We start from the raw sequence: 19,345 nt of genomic DNA on the forward strand, positions 1-19,345 counted from the left end.
TGGATTATCAATTTAAGAAACTATAAATTTTTTAAGTGGTGATACTGTTGAGGGAACTGCCTCTTTTAATTACTTTATAACTTCTATACCTTCTAAGAAAATCCTACTCTATGTTTTTAAAATATGTCATCTTATGGTTCTTTTTGTTTATGGCAAACTTATGCTTCCATTTTCTTTGGACAATTAGTTAAATATCTTCTAAAATAAGCGATTTCCGGTAAGTTTATGCTTCCAACTGCGGCAAACTTATGAGTAAAGTGACACATCTCGTTTTTAGATAATATGCACATGAAGTATGGTCCAATAAGAAAAGGATGTATAGTGAATGAATAAACACTATACATCCTTTTCAGTTAGATTAACTTGCAATCTGATTGTTAGAATTCTTTGATTTTTCTGCTTGTAAAAAGCGCTTTGTTTCTGTAACAACGATTCCACTTAATCCAATAAGACCAATTAAATTTGGGATTGCCATTAGTCCGTTAGCGATATCAGAAAATGTCCAAACAAGTCCTAGTTTTAAATTTGCTCCAAACGCGACCGTTCCAACAAAAATGAAACGGTAGTATCGAACGGCATTACGGCCAAATAGATATTCAACACATTTCTCTCCATAGTATGACCAGCCTAACATTGTTGAGTAAGCAAATAAAATAATTGCAATGCCAAGAATTATACTTCCGGCATTTCCAAATACAGTTTGGAATGCAAAGGTCGTCGCTTCAACGCCTGTTTTCCCAGAATTCCAAGCACCTGTTGTAATGAGTACTAAACCAGTGATTGTACATACGACAAATGTATCAAGGAACGTTCCTGTCATAGATACGAGTGCTTGTTTAGCAGGGGAATCAGTCTTCGCAGCAGCTGCTGCAATTGGTGCACTTCCAAGTCCCGCTTCGTTTGCAAATACACCTCGTGCCATCCCGATTTGAATAGCTGAAACAACTGTTGCACCGGCAAAACCACCAGCAGCTGCAGTGCCGTTAAAAGCACCTGAAAAGATAAGCTGAAATGCTTCTGGAATTTGATCTATATGATAAAAAATAATAATAAGTCCAGCAAGTATATAAAAGAAAGCTTTAATTGGAACGAAATAACCTGTCACTTTTCCTATTTTCTTAACTCCGCCTAAAATGACTATTGCGATGAAAATCGCCATTACAATTCCAGTCACGACAGGTGATACGGAAAAGTTAATTTTCATGGCTTGAGCAACAGAGTTGGACTGCACCATATTTCCGATTCCAAATGAAGCTGTTGTACCAAAAATAGCAAACAATATAGCGAGCCATTTCTTTCCTAGCCCGCGTTCTAAGTAGTACATTGGGCCACCAGAGTATTCACCGTTGACTCCATGAATGCGATACTTTACCGCAAGAATAGCTTCTGAATATTTTGTTGCCATTCCAAACAAGGCAGTAATCCACATCCAAAATATTGCGCCAGGTCCCCCGATTGCAACTGCAGTTGCAACGCCTGCGATATTCCCCATACCAATAGTGGCTGACATCGCAGTCATCAATGCTTGGAAATGGCTAATATCTCCTTTAGAAGATTTATCCTCTGATTTTCCGAATGCTAACTTATGTGCATATAATAGTTTAATAAATTGTAAGCCTCGTAGGCGTACTGTAAGGAGGATTCCTGTTCCAACAAGCAGTAACAGTGTAGGTAGTCCCCATACATAATGATTGATTACTTCTAATACTTGATTTGCTGTTTCCATCTTTATTCTCCTTTACAAAAAATAAAAAACCATTTCATATAAACGAAATGGTCTCTGGAGATACAAGGAATAGAAAAATAAACCGATTCGGGAATCGGTATTTTCTTTCTGTTGCTTGTCTCTGTCCTTTTACCTGAGAGATTATCCACTATAATGGTGGATTTGCTCCTTCGGTGCTCTGTTTCCTCCTTTTGACTATGCAATAGGAGGGAGTCTCTCCAGAGATTCGTCCCCATACAGTTCTACTTGAATACAAGACCTGAGAGTTTCAAAGCTGTCCGACCAGCTTTTTGCCCCATCGGTAGATCAAAAGATCTTCTCCTGTATGGTTCATCCGAATGCTATGAAATTAATATGAGTTATTATAATCATGATTTATATTTTAAGTCAAGAATTAAAAATATATAGATTCATAATTAATATTTATATATCAGTGATTTTAATCTGCTTATTTAGGCTGAAAAAGGCTTGTCTGTCGTAATTCATTTATTACTTTAGAAAGCACATCATTATAATTTCCCCGCGTTAATTCATAAATCTTCATTTTACTATTAGCCTTTATTTCATCTATTTTAGGATGAGAATCATAGTATATTGTCCCTAATACAGTTTGTGAACCTTGCATAAATTGATTGATAATAGATAGAAATGTTTGGGAGGCAATTTGCATAGGACCAATCTCATCTATCACTATAATTTTCTCTGCGTTATTTTGAATAGACTGAATAGCTATCCTTTCAAATTCGGAAACGTTTACGCCATATCTGCCTACTCTAATATCACTTTTAGAATTAACATCTGCAATTACTAATTCTTCTCCATTAAGAGAAACAATTTTAAATCCAGTTCTATTAAAATTCTCCACAATCTCTTCTGTATAAAATCCACTAAAATTTTCTACCCCAATTTCACTTATTATTTTCTTTAGAACTGTAGTTTTACCAACTCTCGGCTTACCAGTTAGAAAAAAATGATTTCCCATAAAGATATACTTCCTCCTGTGTCGTAAGAGTAACTACTTGTTGAATTAGAAATGTTTCGTTTCACTATTTTGTAAATGAGGACACTTAGCAAGTAAAGTTTGTATGAACAATTGTTCGTTTTCTGGTGATAATTTGACACTGCCCAATATCGCTTTTGGATAATGAATTTCTACACCATGAAGTGCAGCTGCGGGACGAAATCCCATAAGCATATCATCAGTTGGATGAATCTTTGTAATATTTTCATAGGGAACGTTGCACCAAAAAGGACCGCACCTTGCATATAAACTTTTTTCTCGTAATTCATAGCGAATCCCGAATATAACCCATAACAGAAATAAATTAAATATTAAAATGATACTTGGGATGATAAGCCAATCTACAGAATTCAATGTTTTGTCTAGCCAAAGTGGAAGAGAAAGGAGTGTATTAGATAACAGGATGGTTCCAACCATCATATACCAATATTCTCGGTCCCGCCTTACTTTCCATTTCATTACATCACCTTCTTCTTTGTGTGAGATGTTTTCTTATCAGAAATGATGACTTCGGAGTTTATATACAAATATTACCACATTCTCATGTGTATAATTAGGAATATGTCATGTTAAGGGCTAAATATTGAAAATAAGGTGGCTTATGTGGAAATCAGATGGCAGAATGAAGAGGAAAGATGTTCGTTTTTTGAAATTGAATGTAAGTCAACTACCCACCACTTAAACGCTAACACGTTTTGAAGTGGGGGCTTGTAAAAAACCCTGGTTTTCTAGCCCTGGTCTTTCGTGGACTCCGTTCGTAGGTTGCATACCCAAGAATGATTCCCTAGTTCTTGGCTCTATGGTGGCTCTGTAACAGTTCTGATTGGGAAAGAACGGTCAACCACATGCCTTCTTGTACGAGAAGTTGCCCACACCTACAAACATTGGCGAAGGGAAACAAACTCTTAGGAGGGACAAAACATGCGTGTATTTGTCAAGAATTCACGAGGAGAACCACTCATGCCTTGCAGTCCTCGTAAGGCACGTCTTCTTCTCAAACAAGGAAAAGTAAAGGTTATTGGATACACTCCGTTTACAATTCAATTACAATATGCCACAGGTGAAGCGGTGCAATCCGTCACAATCGGTGTTGACAGCGGAGCAAAGCATATTGGTATTGCGATTACCACTGAAGACAAAGTGCTAACAAAAGGAACCATTGAGCTACGTCAGGATGTCAAAGAAAATCTTACACTGAGAGCTACATTACGCAGAGGTAGAAGACAACGAAAAACAAGATATCGAAAAGCACGTTTTCTCAATCGGAAAAAGAAAGAAGGATGGTTGCCACCATCGATTCAAAGCAGAGTGGATAACCAAATTCATTGGATTGAAATATTCCGCTCGTTATTACCATCTCCAAAAGTGATTGTCGAAACAGGAAAATTTGATGCACAAAAGCTAAAAAATCCCGATATACAAGGAATAGAATACCAACAGGGGGATGCTTTCGACTTTTGGAACACGAGATATTATGTATTCGCGAGAGACAATTACACCTGTCAAATTTGTAAGAAGAAAAGTGGTATTTTGCATACGCATCATATTATCGAGCGATGTAATGGCGGTTCAGATATGGCAAATAACCTTGTAACAGTGCATGAAGACTGTCATCATAAATTTCATCAAGGGAAAATCAAACACAGTTTCAAAAAACCAAAACAATATAAAGAGACTGCTTTTATGAATATATTGCGTTTACAAATCATGAATCGTTTAGATTGTGACATTACGTACGGCAGTCACACCACACCGAAGCGAAAAGAATTGGGTTTATCCAAAACACATATACATGACGCGATTGCGATTACCCATTCAACACAAATACAAGAATATGATCAAAGTGGTGAATTTCGAATTAAGCAATTTAGAAAGAAAAAACGCTTCCTGCATGAAGCAACCGCAAGAAAAGGAAGGAAAACAAAGAATACAAGTGCAAAACGGAACAAGAAAAATACACCACATATAGATGGAATCTATTTAGGTGATAAAGTAAAGGTATGTGGACAAGTAGGATTTGTGACAGGATTTACAGGAAAAATGGTATACGTACAAGATATACATGGACAGTATATACAAAATCCTTCTAAATCCTATAAGCAAGTGAAGATGTCAGATATGGAGTGTATACACCATACGAACAATTGGCAGTTCTTACAAATCAGTTAGGCTATGCCTAACCGAAATTCATCCCCACCTTACCGCTGGGCTTTTGCCCGTCACGCGCTTGAAGATGGGGACTTCTTTCGGAAATACGTTAAAACTAAGCAAAGGAGAAATTTATGAAACCACTAAAAGGGAAAGTTGCAGTAGTAGCTGGTGCAACACGCGGTGCTGGAAGAGGCATTGCGATGATGCTTGGTGAAGCTGGTGCTACTGTATATGTGACAGGAAGAAGTACAAAAGGAAATTTATCATCCATGGGAAGAGCGGAGACAATTGAAGAAACAGCCGAACTTGTAACGAAACAAGGCGGAAAAGGAATTGCAGTTCGGGTCGACCATACCGTGAAAGAAGATGTTGCAGCTTTATTTGTGAAGATTGAAAAAGAGCAGAATGGACGGTTAGATATTTTAGTGAATGATGTATGGGGAGGCGATCCGCTGACAGAATGGAACGTACCATTTTGGGAGCATAATTTAGATAATGGAATCCAAATACAAACAACTGCTGTACATTCTCATATGATAACAAGTCACTACGGTGTCCAGCTTATGGTGAAAAATAAGAAAGGGCTTGTTATTGAAATTACAGATGGTGTTGATTATGAGTATCGAGGGAATTTGTATTATAGTCTCGCTAAAATTTCGACAATTCATTTAGCACAAGCAATGGCAAAAGACTTAGCTCCCTACAACATAACATCTGTTGCAGTGAGCCCAGGGTTTCTACGTTCTGAAGCCATGTTAGAGTTATTCGGTGTCACAGAAGAAAACTGGCAAGAAGGAGCAAAAAAAGATCCGCACTTCATTGCATCAGAAACACCATTTTTTATCGGCAGAGCAATTGCTGCTTTAGCGAGTGATCCGAATGTTCATAGGAAAACAGGAAAAGCGCTTAGCTCATGGGAATTAGCAAGAGAATATAAATTCAAAGATATAGATGGAAGACAACCTGATTGGGGAAAATATTTTGAAGAGCATGTACAACATACTTTATAAAGAATTTCCATTGATTTAGGAAAAAATAGATAAAAACTCGTAATCATACGGGTTTTTTATTTATTTCAATCGTCTTCAATATTCAAATGATTGCTAAAAGGTTAATTAACATTGACATGAAACCATAAGGTGTTATATTCTATGAAAGTGAAACCAAAAGGTTTTATTTTGAAATAAGGAAAGAAGGTAAAGTACTATGAATACATTACAAGACATTAAGCAAACAATCGTGCTAGAAGCACCTATTCAAAAAGTATGGGAAACAGTATCAACTGCAGAAGGTATTGCGCTATGGTTTATGCCAAATGATTTTCAACCAGAAGTAGGGCATGAATTTCATATACAATCACCATTTGGTCCATCTCCATGTAAAGTATTAGAAATAGATGCTCCTCATCAACTTTCTTTTGCGTGGGATACAGACGGTTGGATTGTTTCTTTTATTTTGAAAGATTTAGGAGATAAGACAGAATTTACACTCATTCATGGCGGTTGGAAAGAACCTGACTTTATTCTTCCGAAACCAAATGAGAAAAGTGCTATTATTCGCGAGAGAATGGCATATGGTTGGACTGGCATTATCAATGAAAAACTTAAAAAGGTTATTGAAGGTTAAATGTCTTCATCAGCAGAAACTTATGATGTATTTCAAGCAATTGCTGATCCAACTCGTAGAGAGGTACTTCGATTACTGGCAGAAAAAGAATTACCTATTTCAGAAATAACATCTCATTTTCCAATTAGTCGTACAGCTGTCACAAAACATCTTCACATTCTTTCAGAAGCAAAGCTAGTGAGTGGAAAGAAAGTAGGGAGAGAAAAAATTTATCAGCTGCAATTAGAACCTTTACAAGAATTAAAACAGTGGCTGTCTTTTTACGAACAATTTTGGAATAATAAATTATCCATTTTGAAACATGTGGTTGAAAATGGAGAGAACAATGGATTAAAAATTGTTGAAACAAAATTGAATAAACAAGAGGAATAAGATAGTTTCCTTCTAAATGAAAAAGAGTATGTTTGGAACAATTTGTTTTAAACATACTCTTTTATATTTCATAAACAGGATTAAGATTAATTTGAAAATGGTAATACTGTGTGTAAATTGCTGTAAAAGGAATGGACTTTATGAATATTGTTTTTGAAAGCATCATACTAATCGTCACAGGTATCGTCGGTTTAAAGTTAACGGGGAGTAAATCTATTAGTCAAATGACGAGAGCTGAAATTATTATCGTTGTATCTATTGGGCGAATTATTGTAGAACCAGTGTTAAATAAGAAAATAGGACCAACTATACTCGCTGCATGTATATTTTCTGGGATTTTACTCATCATTCATTATTTAGAAGTGAAATCACGAAAGGTGGAACAATTTCTAAATGGTGATACTATTGTTCTTATTAAAGATGGAGAACTTTTAAAGAACAATTTAAAATGTGCCAAAATGACAGAACAGCAATTATTTATGCATCTAAGAGTACAGGGAATTCATGACATTCAAACATTACAGCAAGTAACTGCAGAGCCAAATGGTCGTATCGGATATCAATTAACTGCTCAAGCTCAACCGGTTACTCGTGAAGTGTTAGAAAAGGTACTGCGTCAATACATTTCTAAAGAATAAGGAATATAATTATGCCTATTTTTGAAAATCGAAAATGATCTCACGTAGTTTTTGTAGTCCGACAATTAAATCTTGATCATTTAGCATAGAATAGCTGATACGCATAAACTCGTGTTTTGACTCGTGAACAAAGCAAGCTGTTCCTGGTAAAAAAGAAACTTCAACTTCATTTGCTTTTTTAAGTAATGCAAATGAATCCATTGAGTCCGGAAGGGAAATCCATAAGTTAAAGCCACCTTGTGGTATTTGAAAATGAAGTATATCTGTTAAGGGTGCAAGTGTTTCTATCGTAGCATCCCGACGTATTTGTAAGGCAGTCCGTAGTTTTTCTAAATGATTCTTCATTCTTTCTGTCCGCAAAAAAGGTAGAATGGCTTTTTGCGTTATTAATGGACTACCTATATCCATTAATGCTTTCGCAGCGTATAACCAATCAAATACAGGTCCTTCTGCGACTAAGGCTGCAATACGAAGCCCTGGTGCTAATGTTTTACTGAATCCTTTTAAATAAATGACATGACCGTTCTTATCAAAATGTTTAATAGGAGCCGGAAGCTCAATATCATTAAAATAGATCTCACCAAAAGAGTCATCTTCAATAATAAAAAAATGATAAAATTCTGCTAGTTCTATAAGCTCTTTTCTTCTTCGTTCACTCATTAATGTTCCAGTAGGATTATGAAAAGCAGGATTCACGTATAACAAAACTGGATTATGCTTTTGACACACCTCATCTACTAAATCAGCACGAATGCCTTGTTCATCAAGCCCGACGGGAATAACATGGATTCCTTTGTTAACAAACACATCAATGGCAGCACCGTAGCACGGACTCTCTACTATTACTGTGTCTCCAGGCTTTAATAATGTTTGAGCGATTAAGTCAATCCCTTGCTGGGCACCACTTGTAATTAATAAATGAGAAGGATTGGCTGTTAATCCTTGATAGTCTTTTAAATATTTACTGATTTCTACGCGAAGCTCTTCATCACCTTGTACTGGTCCGTATGTCGCTAATATCATTTTGTCTTTGTCTAATATTTTTTGCATTTCGCCCGATAGAAACGGATTAGGTAAAAGACGTGGGTAGAGAATAGCCTGGGAAAAATCATAATACTTTTTGTGCCGATTGATAATATACTGAGACCTTATTACATTAACAGCTTTCATATGTTGCCAGTCGTAAGGAGCATGTATACTTCGAGAAGTATTCCTTTTTCCCCTTATGTAAACACCCTTTCCTGGTTGTATATATACATAACCTTTTGTCTCAAGCTGTTTATATGCTTTACGAACAGTTAATACACTTATTTTCAAATCCTCTGCCATGGTACGTAGAGAAGGAAGGGCGTCTCCATCTGCTAACATGCTACTTTGAATACGATGAACAATTTGCTCATAGATTTGTTGATAGAATGGTACATTAGATTCCTTTCGGAGTACAATTTTCATTATCTCACCTAGTCTTTTTTATCTTCATTTAAACCGAAAAAAACTTTATAATCAACTGAAAATTCATGCAACTGTTATATAGCTTGATGTACTGTTATACACAGTTTCCTCTATACTCATTTCAACAATGAAAAGGAGGAAGCATTATGGTTATTTTTAATTATCTTCTTATTTGTATTATTTTTGGGACGACATTTTTAACGATTAAAATAGGAATTGCAACAGGAGCGCCGCCGCTTTTTTCAGCAGGAATTCGTTTCTTTTTAGCAGGTATAATTGTTATCATGTTTTTTATTGTGAAACGGAAACAAGTTATACCATACCTTTTAACAAAAAGAATTATATTTGCTGGCTTTTGTCTTACATTTATGACCTTTGCAACTTTATATTGGGCAGAGCAGTATATCTCATCGGGATTAGCAGCTGTTCTTTCCGCTACAGGTCCAATGATGATTTTATTGCTTCAAACGAAACGAACGAAAATGAAATTGAGAAGGGAACAACTTTTTGCACTTATACTTGCTCTTATAGGAGTAGTGTGCATTTCTTTACCGGGTTTACAGCAGCAATTTTCTTATATGTGGAGTGTTGCTTGCCTTGTTATATTAGTAGGAGAATTTTTCTACGGAATGGGTACGATCCATTCAAAGGAAGTTTTATCAAATTTACCAAATGTCTCGCCATTTTTGATTAATGGAATTCAAATGTTTTATGGAGGTTTATTACTAATTGTTTTTTCTCTCTTATTAGAGCATCCTAACCCATCTGTCTTAACTTCATGGAGCGTTCAATGGCCCATTCTGTATTTAATATTTATAGGTTCAATTGGTGGGCATGGCTTATACTATTGGCTATTATCCAAAACCAATCCTGTATTTCCATCTACGTGGCTTTATGTTTCGCCATTAATTGCTGTTATAGCAGGATATATATTTTTAGGTGAACCAATTAAACCAGAAATGGGAATTGGAGCTTGTTTCATTTTAATCGGTGTTTTTATGGCGAACCGATCTACACTTGAGGTGTATTGGAGACAAGGAAAGCTATTGAAAAAAGAGATGTAAGAGTTACTACAAAAGAAAAACCTCTCATATATCAATTTTTTAATGATATATGAGAGGTTTATGTATGAAGTGTTAATTCACTTTCTTTATAAATCCTTTATAGTGGCGTTTCACAAGCTGGCTTTCTAACGTTTTCATTGTTTCTAGTGCTACACCGACAATAATGAGTAAACTTGTCCCGCCGATTTGCGCGGAAGCTGGTAAATCAGAAACTTTTGTAAATATAATTGGTAAAATAGAAATGGTTCCTAAAAAAATTGCCCCAATAAAAGTTAAGCGATATAAGATTTTTGTTACGTATTTCTCTGTCATTTTCCCTGGGCGAATACCTGGAACATATCCATTTTGCTTTTTCAAGTTTTCAGCCATTTGTTCAGGGTTTACCTGAATAAAGGCATAAAAGTATGTAAAAGAAATAATGAGGCCAACGTATAGAAACATTCCAATTGGATGCGTAAAATCCAAGTTTGTATTTATCCATTTGGACACTACAGAGTTTGGAAATAGCTGCGCAATTGTCCGCGGCGTCATTAAAAATGCTGAAGCAAAGATAACAGGAATAACACCTGCGCTATTTACCTTAAGAGGTAAGTGGGTATTTTTTGCTCCTTGATACGGATTGTTCCCAGTAGAAGCTTTTGCATATTGAATAGGAATTTTCCGATTTGCTTGCTGAATATAGATTACACCAACAATGATTGCTAAAATGACTAAAATAATTAATGCAATTTTTATTATATGCATAAAGAGTTGATCTCCAGCATTATGAATTTGTTGTAGGTATATTTGATTCATAATATTTGGAATTCCTGCCACAAGGCCTGCAAAAATAATAATTGAAATTCCGTTACCTACTCCATTGGCAGTAATTTGTTCACCTAACCACATTAAAAACGCAGTACCAGCAGTTAATACGGTAGCAATTAATAAATAAGTTTTCCAGCCTGGATCAGTTATTAATTGTCCACCTGCCATATTGTTAAAGCCAATAGACATTCCTATTGACTGAATGAATGCAAGAACAATTGTAAAGTAGCGGGTAAATTGAGCTGATTTTTTACGGCCCATTTCACCTTGCTTTGCCCACTCTGCAAATTTAAGAACGACATCCATCTGTAATAACTGCACGATGATGGAAGCTGTAATATACGGTGTGATGCCAACTGCGAAAATGGAAAAATTTTTTAAGGCACCTCCGCCAAATACATTGAGCATTCCTAAAATATTTGTTTGATCTTGTACTTTTAATACCTCAGCATTAGTATGAGGAACTGGAATGAATGTGCCAATCCGAAAAACAATTAACATTGCTAAAGTAAAAAGGATTTTCCTTCTGATCTCAGTCACTCTCATAAAGTTTGAAATTGTACGAAACATCATCTCGCCTCCTATATGTTTACCAGTCATGTAAAACAAAACTGGCTTTTATATCCTCACGTATAAACTGCAAACCTCCTTCCGAATAAAATTCATTATGACAAATGGATTTCTATACAGTTTATGGATATAAAATGAAGCGATATTTGTATTTTCGTAGCAACTCAATAACCATAATATAACTATAAAATGCGGATTTGTACATAGATAAGGCTAAAAAGCACAGGAAATACAAGAAGTATACTTTTTATAGCATCTTTATGGAAAAGAGGAAATTTGTACATAGATAAGGCTAAAAAGCACAGGAAATACAAGAAGTATACTTTTTATAGCATCTTTATGGAAAAGAGGAAATTTCATATTTGATAACGAACATAGGTTATGTTTCACAATTCAATAAAGGGGTTTATTATATGGAATTTTATTTACATAATATAGATGTAGAAGAACTAACAATTACAATGATTCAAGAAGCAATGGAAAATGGAGTTATGTAGTGCCAACTCATGAGATAAAGCATAGTTTAGGAAACTATCTGTATGAACTACCATCGCATGTTCTAATTCATAATGACCATGAGTTAATAGAATTTAATATGAAACATAGTGATAAGGCATTAAAATATGGACAGAATATGCTTGAATATAGGGCGTCTTTACCAAATACATTAAGTAACTCTGAATATTTAATGGCAAAGTTAGAAGACCTTTATTATTCGCAGGATGAAGGGATAGATTTTGCAATTCAAAAATATAATCTAGATGCGATCTTATTTCCTTCATATATAGGATCGACTCTTTCTGCCAAAGCAGGTTATCCATCAATTGCTTTGCCAGCAGGATATATGGAAAACGGACGTCCATTTGGCATTACTTTTGCTGGAACGGCTTTTAGTGAAAAAATATTAATTAAGATTGGTTATGCTTTTGAACAAGCGACGAAATTTCGGAAACCTCCTAGTCTAATAGAGAAAGTATAGTAGATATAAAAGTGGTTTTGTGTAAGAAAAGAAGGACTCATGAATAAATAATACGTACGGGTAGTGATATAGTGAGGATTGGTAAATTTGGAGAAGTAAATAAATTGAGTATTGATACAATTAGGCATTATATGGATTTAGGGTTAATTGTACCTGAAAAGAAGGGAGGACATTATTTTTTTGATGAGCGCTGTCAAAATGATTTAGAGATTATTTTAGAATTTAAAGGGATGGGCTTTCGTTTAAACGAGATTAAAAAATTTTTTCTGTATAAAAATTTTGGTGAATTTACGGATTATGAACATGATACGTACTATCAATCTTTATTTATGGATAAATATAAGCAGGTTGAACAGGAAATAAATAATTTAGTAGAAATAAAGGACAATTTAAAGACGAAATTAGATGAGTTAACAGCAAAATCTAAAGGTTCATGCTCAACGATGGGGATTGATTTAAAAGTACTCGATATGCTGAAATGTTTAAAATGTAGTGAAAAGCTTATTCTTCAAGATGGAATGATTAATAGAAATCAAATTATAGAAGGAAGGTTAACTTGCAATTGTGGTGAAGAATATCTTGTTGAATCAGGCATTTTAAAGGTTGGTAATTCATTTCAAGCGGCTACTGGCCCTCATCATGAAGAATTTGTTCTTGAATATATTCATGTAACTGATCCAGCTTATTTAGAAAATATCCATAAAGTTGGAGAATGGTCAAAGAGGAAACTTGGTCAATTAGACTTAAACGATAAAGTATTACTTGAGTTAGGATCCGGAGTTGGTTTTTTTCTACGAAATGTTTTTCTGGAATTACCGGAAAGTTGCTTGTATATTGCCATTGATCGCAACTTAGAGCGGCATCGATTTTTAAAAGGTGTATTAGAGAGAACTGGTTTCAAAAGAAACATTCTCTTTATTTGCGCTGACTTTTTAGATATACCTATACAGGAATACTCTGTCGATATCGTGATTGATCATTCAGGTACTAGTAATTATAGCTTTGAACATGAGGAGTTTTTGCTTCGTGAAGTGGTTTCTCTTTTCAAATCTGATTGTTACTTGTTGGGATCATTTATTGCTTTTAAAAATTTTAGCACCAAAAGTAAAATCGAAGCTAGATTTAGAGACAACTTTATAGCTAGAAAAATTAAGGAAAACATCAACAGTTTAGAGTATATCCCTCTTGAGGAAAGGACTTCAAAATATATTGATCGAGGTGGAAAGTACGAAAATTTCTTTGTGCAGGGGGAAGAAATATATTCATATTCATTTTTTGGTAAAAGGTAGGGTTAACCCTATCTTTTTTTCATTTTCCATTAAAAATTTATGGATTGCACCTATTTTTGTCGGGTTCACCCAACAGCTTACACTTTGTTATATAAAAAGTTAAGCGAGGTGGAGTATTTATGGATGCATTACAAATGTGTATAAGGAATGAAAAGAGAAAAATAGAAATAAAAAACCTATTCCTCTATTCTGCAGGAAAGACTGTATCAATATTTGGTACGGCTATTTATAATTTTGCGTTAGGATTATACGTTTTAAAGCTGACAGGTTCGGCCTTAAGCTTTGCAGTTACTCTTATATTAGGAATTATTCCGATGATTATCATCAATCCGTTTGCTGGGGTGATAGTAGATAAGGTCAATAAAAAGACGTTAGTTATTTGTATGGATCTTCTTAGTGGAATTTTGTTAGTTTCGGTTTATATATTATGTATGAAATATGAATTGAATTTACTTATCATTTACGCTACCACATTCCTGTTGACGGTGTTTGCTACTTTCTTTGGAATAGGTTTAGAAGCAGTGAAGCCAAACATTGTATCTGAAAAAATGTTGATGAATATTAATTCTATTAGTAAAATAATTGATTCAATCTCTTCTATTATGGGTCCCATGTTAGGAGGAGTTGTTTTTGCGATCTTTGATATTAGAACCTTTATTATTATAAATGGAATTTCTTTTATCCTTTCTGGATTATCAATGATGTTTATTCATTTTAAGCTCTTCAATCACGAAATAAATGAAAATCATTCAAATAGAAAAATTCATTTGATAAGAGATATGAAAGATGGGTTTAACTATTTATTTGAAAGAAAGAGAATTAAAAGCACATTTACGATCTTAATTTTAATTAATTTCTTTCTCGGTTTTGCTGTAACTGTTCCATTACCGTATATGATCAATACAGTACTAAAGCTAGGGTCAAAGGAGTTTGGTATAATCCAAGGGGCCTTTCCTGTGGGGATGATTTTAGGAGCTTTATTAGTAAAAAAAATCACAGAAAGAATTTCCTATTCCATTCTTTTAAAATATTTAAGCTGTGCTTTAGCGATTTTTATGATTTTATTAGGAGTTCCAGTTTTGCTGAAAAGTTTACACCTGAGCTCCATCGTTAACACCTGTTATTTCATTGTCATCATGTTCTTGTTTGGGGTAGTCATAGCGCTTATTGATATCCCTCTCGCTTATTTTATGCAAAAAGAGATTCCAGATGAATATAGGGGTAGAGTGCTAAGCATTGGCATTAGTACCGCGAAAATAATGCTTCCTATGGCGATGATTTCATCAGGAGCTCTATTAAATATTCTTCCTTCTTATATCATGCCTATTGCAGGAGGAGTGTTATTCTTTCTCTTTAATGTGCGTTCCGCGAATAAGGTGAACTTTGAACTAGCTTCAAAAAATATAAGTATTTAATTTGTTATAGCGCTGGATTATTGTGTAATAAAAGCAGTGCAATAGTTGAAAAAAAATCCCCTTCCAGTATACTGAATAAAGAAATTTATCTTAAAGGTAAAAGTATGTTTGATCATTTATAGATCAAATTTCTGGAACGTATTAAAGAATGAAAAAGGAAAAGGTGTTATAAATGAAAACGTATATTGTAGTTGGGGCTGGGATTCTCGGAGCATCTACTGCCTATCATCTTGCAAAAGCAGGGGCTCGTGTTACATTGGTTGATCGTCAAGATTTAGGGCAGGCAACGGATGCAGCAGCAGGAATTGTCTGTCCTTGGCTTTCGCAGCGTCGGAATAAAGCTTGGTATCAAATCGCAAAAGGCGGGGCTCGTTACTATGCTTCCCTAATTCAACAATTAGAAGCAGATGGCGAAACGGATACAGGTTATAAACGTGTAGGTGCGATCAGTCTTCATACAGAAGAGAAAAAATTAGATCAAATGGAAGAGCGGGCATTTAAACGACGTGAGGATGCTCCAGAAATCGGTGAAATTACTCGTCTATCAAGTTCCGAGACAAAGAGCTTATTTCCGCCATTATCAGAAGAATATAGCGCTGTACATATTAGCGGTGCTGCTCGTGTAAACGGTAGAGCACTTCGTCAGTCTCTTGTAAATGCAGCTAAAAAGCATGGTGCTGTATGTATCATGGGAGATGCATCATTAGTTCATGAAGATAATCGAGTTATTGGCATTGAAGTAAATGGTGAGACTTTAACAGCTGATCAAGTTATCGTAACTACGGGTGCTTGGGCAAATGAGTTATTGCAGCCGCTTGGTGTTAATTTCTTAGTTACATTCCAAAAAGCGCAAATTGTTCATCTCCATATGCCAGAAATAAATACAGAAAGTTGGCCTGTTGTTATGCCGCCAAATGACCAGTATATTCTTGCATTTGAAGATGGTCGTGTCGTAGTAGGTGCGACACATGAAAATGATACTGGATTTGATTACCGAGTAACAGCAGGTGGATTACATGAAGTATTCGATAAAGCGTTATCGATTGCTCCGGGTCTATCAAATAGTACGGTACTTGAAACGAGAGTTGGATATAGACCATTTACCCCAGGATTTCTTCCTGTAATTGGTGCATTACCTAACTTTGAAGGCATACTAGTTGCTAACGGACTTGGTGCTTCTGGGCTAACTGCAGGGCCTTACTTAGGTTCTGAACTTGCAAAACTTGCTCTTGGTGAACAGACAGAACTTGATCTTAGTTATTATGATGTATCTGGGGCAATTGAACAACCAAAGAATTAGAGAAATAGTATGTACTACATATAGGGGTAGCCTACATGCCTATCAGTCTAAAAAATAAAATAATTCATAACAAAAATTTTCTTTCTCTACAACTATTTATAAGAAGTAAGATTCTTTTTTTGTTGTGAAGAGAAAAGGATTTCTTAGCTTGATGGCCATATTTCGGTACCCCTATAAGAAATTAATGACAGGATTCTTATTTTAAAATAGCTTAAATTGATGGATGTGATATTACCTCTAAACGTAGTTTCTTACTTATTAGTTAAACTGGACATTTCAACAGATTTTTGAGTACAACGTTTCATAGCTGAAATAATAGCTGTTCTTAAGCCTTTTTCCTCTAATGTTGCTACAGCTTCTATTGTCGTTCCGCCCGGAGAACAAACCATATCTTTAAGTGCGCCTGGATGTATTCCTGTTTCAAGTACCATTTTTGCTGAACCTAACACAGCTTGAGCTGCGAATTTATATGCTTGAGTTCTTGGCATACCATCTAGTACAGCAGCATCTGCCATGGCTTCTATAAACATATATACATATGCTGGAGAAGAACCACTTACAGATGTTACAACATCCATTAATTTTTCAGTTACTATCTCTGTTTGGCCAAAACTATTAAATATATTTAGTATGTCTTCTAAATCTTTTTCTGTAACTACTTCATTAGCACATAACGCAGACATTCCTTCTCCAACAAGAGCCGGTGTATTAGGCATTACTCTGACAACCTTTAACTTTCTGCCGAAAGCATTCTCAGTACTCTCAATACTTTTTCCTGCAGCAATAGTTACGACTATTACATCGTTTTTTATCTGCTCTTTTATTTGGTTAATTACTGATGAGTATAAGTCTGGTTTGATTGATAAAATTAAAATATCAGCATTGTTAGCTACTTCATTGTTGTCAGTAGTTGTAGTTATGTCATATTTTTCACTAGCATTTTTTAAATTAATGACGCTTACATCTGAACAAATTATTTTATCTGAAGAGACTATATTTTTGTTAATCATTCCACCTATCATAGCGATACCCATGTTTCCACATCCGATGAATCCTATTTGTTTGTTCATAATAACTCGCTCTTGCTCCTTTTAGTATAAATTTTATTGGTTTGGGATTGTTATTCTAGAAAAATAATCATATCCCCGTACAGAAGAAATAAACATTATAAACTATATCGAGATTCGTATAAAAAAACATTTTAAGAGAGTACATTACTTTTTGCAATACAAAAAATATATAGAAATTACTTTTACTCTGCACTAAACAAGTACATTTTCTATTATTTAATATTTTTTGTTATATACCACTCAATAATATTTTAAATAATTTTAGAGAATATAAACGTATCACTATCTTTCCTTATTTTTTAAAATATCTCTTGACATAAAAATGCGTTATATCGCATACTATATAAAAATTAAAGTGTAAATCGTTGAAGGGAACTAGTACATATGTCTTCTTGCGCCAGAGAGTGGAATCCCCAGGCTGAAAGATTCCTCGTATAGAAATTATCGAACCTATCCCTGAGTCTTAAACGAAAGTTTAGGCGTATGCCTGCGTTACAGGCGACAAGCGGATATAGATTTATATCAATGAAGGTGGTACCGCGGAACAATGACCGTTTCGTCCTTTTTTAAGGACGGAGCGGTCTTTTTTATTTGGCTCTTTATTGCGAGATAGGCATCATTGGTGAGGGGGGCTTTGCTGCAAATTGCACGTGGTAGAAGAATAGTTTGTTTCCATTTGAAAAAAGAAGCAGCACAATTTACAAGAACTTTTATTTTAGACTAGGGGGTACAAAAGTGAAAAAACAACGAATTGTCGTAAAAATCGGAAGCAGTTCCTTGGCAGCGAATCATGGCGGCATCTCTGGCGAACAGCTTTCAGATCACGTCGCAGCTTTGGCGCGACTGAAGCAGGAAGGACATGAAGTCGTGCTGATTACATCTGGGGCAGTTGCCGCAGGTTTTTCCGCTCTCGGGTATCCCGGCCGACCCGTGACAATTAAAGGGAAGCAGGCTGCTGCCGCTGTCGGACAAAGTCTGTTGATGCAGGCGTATACGGAGGAATTCCGCAAATATGGGATTATTACTGCGCAGCTTCTGCTGACAAGAAGCGATTTTTCCAGAAAAGAACAATACAGCAATGCCTACGCTACTTTATCGGAGTTACTAAACCGCTCCGCTCTTCCTATAATCAATGAAAACGATTCTATTTCTTTGGAGGAGCTGACGTTTGGTGATAATGACATGCTATCAGCTTTAGTAAGCGGACTTGTCTCGGCGGACATGCTCATGATTTTTACGGATGTGAACGGTTTGTATGACCGGAATCCCCAGAAAAATCCGGACGCGAAAAAGTATTACTTTCTCCCTACCGTTACGGAAGAAATTGCCTCCCTTGCTGGAGATGCTGGCTCAAAACTTGGTACTGGCGGCATGAAATCGAAAATCGATGCGGCAAAGATGGCACTATCTCTTGGTGTGAGTGTATTCATCGGAACAGGACGTGGAGGGGAGAAGTTTTTAGATGTTTTGAAGGGTAAAGGTGATGGGACGTATATCGGCAATACACCTCAAAAAGTGATCAAAATGAACAAGCAATGGATCGCGCTGCATTCGCTTGTCAGCGGACAAATCGAAGTGGATACCGGAGCAGTCGCTGCTATCATTCAGCGTGGAAAAAGTCTTCTGCCTGCCGGTGTTACCGGTGTGTTTGGGATCTTTCAAGCCGGCGAAGTCGTGGAGGTCATCACACAACAAGGACGCGTGATAGGGAAAGGACAATGCAGATATAGTGCAGAGGAATTGCGGGAGCTAAAAGGTATGCAGAGCCACGACATTCAAGCGCGAGGCGAAAGGCATAGCTATGAGGTCATTCATAGGGATAATTGGGTTTCATTTTAAGAATAAGAGAGATGGCTCGTTCAATT

At 35.7% G+C, this 19,345-nt stretch carries 17 protein-coding genes, 1 pseudogene, 1 riboswitch and 1 other annotated feature; of the genes and pseudogenes, 12 read left to right on the plus strand and 6 right to left on the minus strand.

From position 1 onward, the window contains the following. Positions 1 to 358 precede the first annotated feature (358 nt). The 3 genes from AB1284_RS09705 to AB1284_RS09715 form a co-directional block, all read right to left on the minus strand. The gene (locus tag AB1284_RS09705; protein ID WP_429749821.1) at positions 359 to 1,726 is read right to left on the minus strand and encodes an alanine/glycine:cation symporter family protein; all 1,368 of its coding nucleotides are present in this window, start codon (positions 1,724 to 1,726) and stop codon (positions 359 to 361) included. Positions 1,727 to 1,837: 111 nt separating this feature from the next. After that, a riboswitch (glycine riboswitch) is annotated at positions 1,838 to 1,958 on the minus strand. Between the two features lie 216 nt (positions 1,959 to 2,174). After that, the gene (locus tag AB1284_RS09710) at positions 2,175 to 2,708 is read right to left on the minus strand and encodes a nucleoside-triphosphatase (RefSeq protein ID WP_429749819.1); all 534 of its coding nucleotides are present in this window, start codon (positions 2,706 to 2,708) and stop codon (positions 2,175 to 2,177) included. A gap of 45 nt (positions 2,709 to 2,753) precedes the next feature. Next, positions 2,754 to 3,206: a PH domain-containing protein gene (locus AB1284_RS09715; protein ID WP_429749817.1), complete on the minus strand. Its 453-nt coding sequence runs from the start codon at positions 3,204 to 3,206 to the stop codon at positions 2,754 to 2,756. Positions 3,207 to 3,668: 462 nt separating this feature from the next. On the opposite strand from AB1284_RS09715, the gene iscB reads away from it, so the two are divergent. The 5 genes from iscB to AB1284_RS09740 all read left to right on the plus strand — a co-directional run bounded on the left by iscB (position 3,669) and on the right by AB1284_RS09740 (position 7,534). Next, on the plus strand, positions 3,669 to 4,916 hold the full coding sequence (gene iscB / locus AB1284_RS09720; protein WP_429749816.1) for an RNA-guided endonuclease IscB: 1,248 nt from the start codon (positions 3,669 to 3,671) through the stop codon (positions 4,914 to 4,916). 113 nt (positions 4,917 to 5,029) lie between these two features. Beyond that, a complete protein-coding gene (locus tag AB1284_RS09725) occupies positions 5,030 to 5,908 on the plus strand; it encodes an SDR family oxidoreductase (RefSeq protein WP_429749814.1) in 879 nt (292 codons plus the stop codon). Between the two features lie 196 nt (positions 5,909 to 6,104). Next, on the plus strand, positions 6,105 to 6,524 hold the full coding sequence (locus AB1284_RS09730) for an SRPBCC family protein (RefSeq protein WP_429749812.1): 420 nt from the start codon (positions 6,105 to 6,107) through the stop codon (positions 6,522 to 6,524). Beyond that, positions 6,525 to 6,896, plus strand: coding sequence for an ArsR/SmtB family transcription factor (locus AB1284_RS09735; protein WP_429749810.1), 372 nt, complete (start codon positions 6,525 to 6,527; stop codon positions 6,894 to 6,896). 140 nt (positions 6,897 to 7,036) lie between these two features. Further along, positions 7,037 to 7,534, plus strand: coding sequence for a DUF421 domain-containing protein (locus AB1284_RS09740; protein ID WP_429749809.1), 498 nt, complete (start codon positions 7,037 to 7,039; stop codon positions 7,532 to 7,534). Between the two features lie 15 nt (positions 7,535 to 7,549). Here AB1284_RS09740 and AB1284_RS09745 read toward each other — a convergent pair whose 3' ends face one another. Further along, the gene (locus AB1284_RS09745) at positions 7,550 to 8,986 is read right to left on the minus strand and encodes a PLP-dependent aminotransferase family protein (RefSeq protein WP_429749807.1); all 1,437 of its coding nucleotides are present in this window, start codon (positions 8,984 to 8,986) and stop codon (positions 7,550 to 7,552) included. A 146-nt stretch (positions 8,987 to 9,132) separates the two neighbouring features. Between AB1284_RS09745 and AB1284_RS09750 the strand changes: the two genes are divergently transcribed. Beyond that, positions 9,133 to 10,050 (plus strand): DMT family transporter, encoded by a 918-nt coding sequence (locus AB1284_RS09750; RefSeq protein ID WP_429749805.1) that lies wholly within the window; start codon positions 9,133 to 9,135, stop codon positions 10,048 to 10,050. 72 nt (positions 10,051 to 10,122) lie between these two features. On the opposite strand, the gene secY is transcribed toward AB1284_RS09750, so the two are convergent. After that, positions 10,123 to 11,427: a preprotein translocase subunit SecY gene (secY, locus tag AB1284_RS09755; protein ID WP_429749804.1), complete on the minus strand. Its 1,305-nt coding sequence runs from the start codon at positions 11,425 to 11,427 to the stop codon at positions 10,123 to 10,125. Positions 11,428 to 11,789: 362 nt separating this feature from the next. Between secY and AB1284_RS09760 the strand changes: the two genes are divergently transcribed. The 5 genes and pseudogenes from AB1284_RS09760 to AB1284_RS09780 all read left to right on the plus strand — a co-directional run bounded on the left by AB1284_RS09760 (position 11,790) and on the right by AB1284_RS09780 (position 16,410). Continuing rightward, entirely contained in the window at positions 11,790 to 11,924 is a 135-nt protein-coding gene (locus tag AB1284_RS09760; RefSeq protein ID WP_429749803.1) for a hypothetical protein, read from the plus strand. Further along, a pseudogene (locus tag AB1284_RS09765) lies at positions 11,909 to 12,406 on the plus strand (amidase); the annotation flags it as partial. The gene AB1284_RS09760 and the pseudogene AB1284_RS09765, both read left to right, overlap by 16 nt. A 71-nt stretch (positions 12,407 to 12,477) precedes the next feature. Further along, positions 12,478 to 13,695 carry a MerR family transcriptional regulator gene (locus AB1284_RS09770; protein ID WP_429749802.1) on the plus strand — a complete coding sequence of 406 codons (1,218 nt, stop codon included), beginning with the start codon at positions 12,478 to 12,480 and terminating at the stop codon, positions 13,693 to 13,695. 119 nt (positions 13,696 to 13,814) lie between these two features. Further along, positions 13,815 to 15,110: an MFS transporter gene (locus tag AB1284_RS09775; RefSeq protein WP_429749801.1), complete on the plus strand. Its 1,296-nt coding sequence runs from the start codon at positions 13,815 to 13,817 to the stop codon at positions 15,108 to 15,110. Positions 15,111 to 15,282: 172 nt separating this feature from the next. Then, positions 15,283 to 16,410, plus strand: a complete 1,128-nt coding sequence (locus AB1284_RS09780; protein ID WP_429749800.1) for an NAD(P)/FAD-dependent oxidoreductase — start codon at positions 15,283 to 15,285, stop codon at positions 16,408 to 16,410. Between the two features lie 251 nt (positions 16,411 to 16,661). On the opposite strand, the gene proC is transcribed toward AB1284_RS09780, so the two are convergent. Next, complete coding sequence (gene proC, locus AB1284_RS09785) at positions 16,662 to 17,480, minus strand: pyrroline-5-carboxylate reductase (RefSeq protein WP_429749799.1); 819 nt, start codon at positions 17,478 to 17,480, stop codon at positions 16,662 to 16,664. 356 nt (positions 17,481 to 17,836) lie between these two features. Further along, positions 17,837 to 18,047, plus strand: a binding site (T-box leader). A 168-nt stretch (positions 18,048 to 18,215) separates the two neighbouring features. Between proC and proB the strand changes: the two genes are divergently transcribed. Next, the gene (gene proB, locus AB1284_RS09790) at positions 18,216 to 19,319 is read left to right on the plus strand and encodes a glutamate 5-kinase (RefSeq protein WP_429749798.1); all 1,104 of its coding nucleotides are present in this window, start codon (positions 18,216 to 18,218) and stop codon (positions 19,317 to 19,319) included. Positions 19,320 to 19,345: the final 26 nt, after the last annotated feature.

The organism is Bacillus sp. S2(2024) (genome assembly GCF_050474045.1).
GTDB lineage: Bacteria > Bacillota > Bacilli > Bacillales > Bacillaceae_G > Bacillus_A > Bacillus_A yunxiaonensis.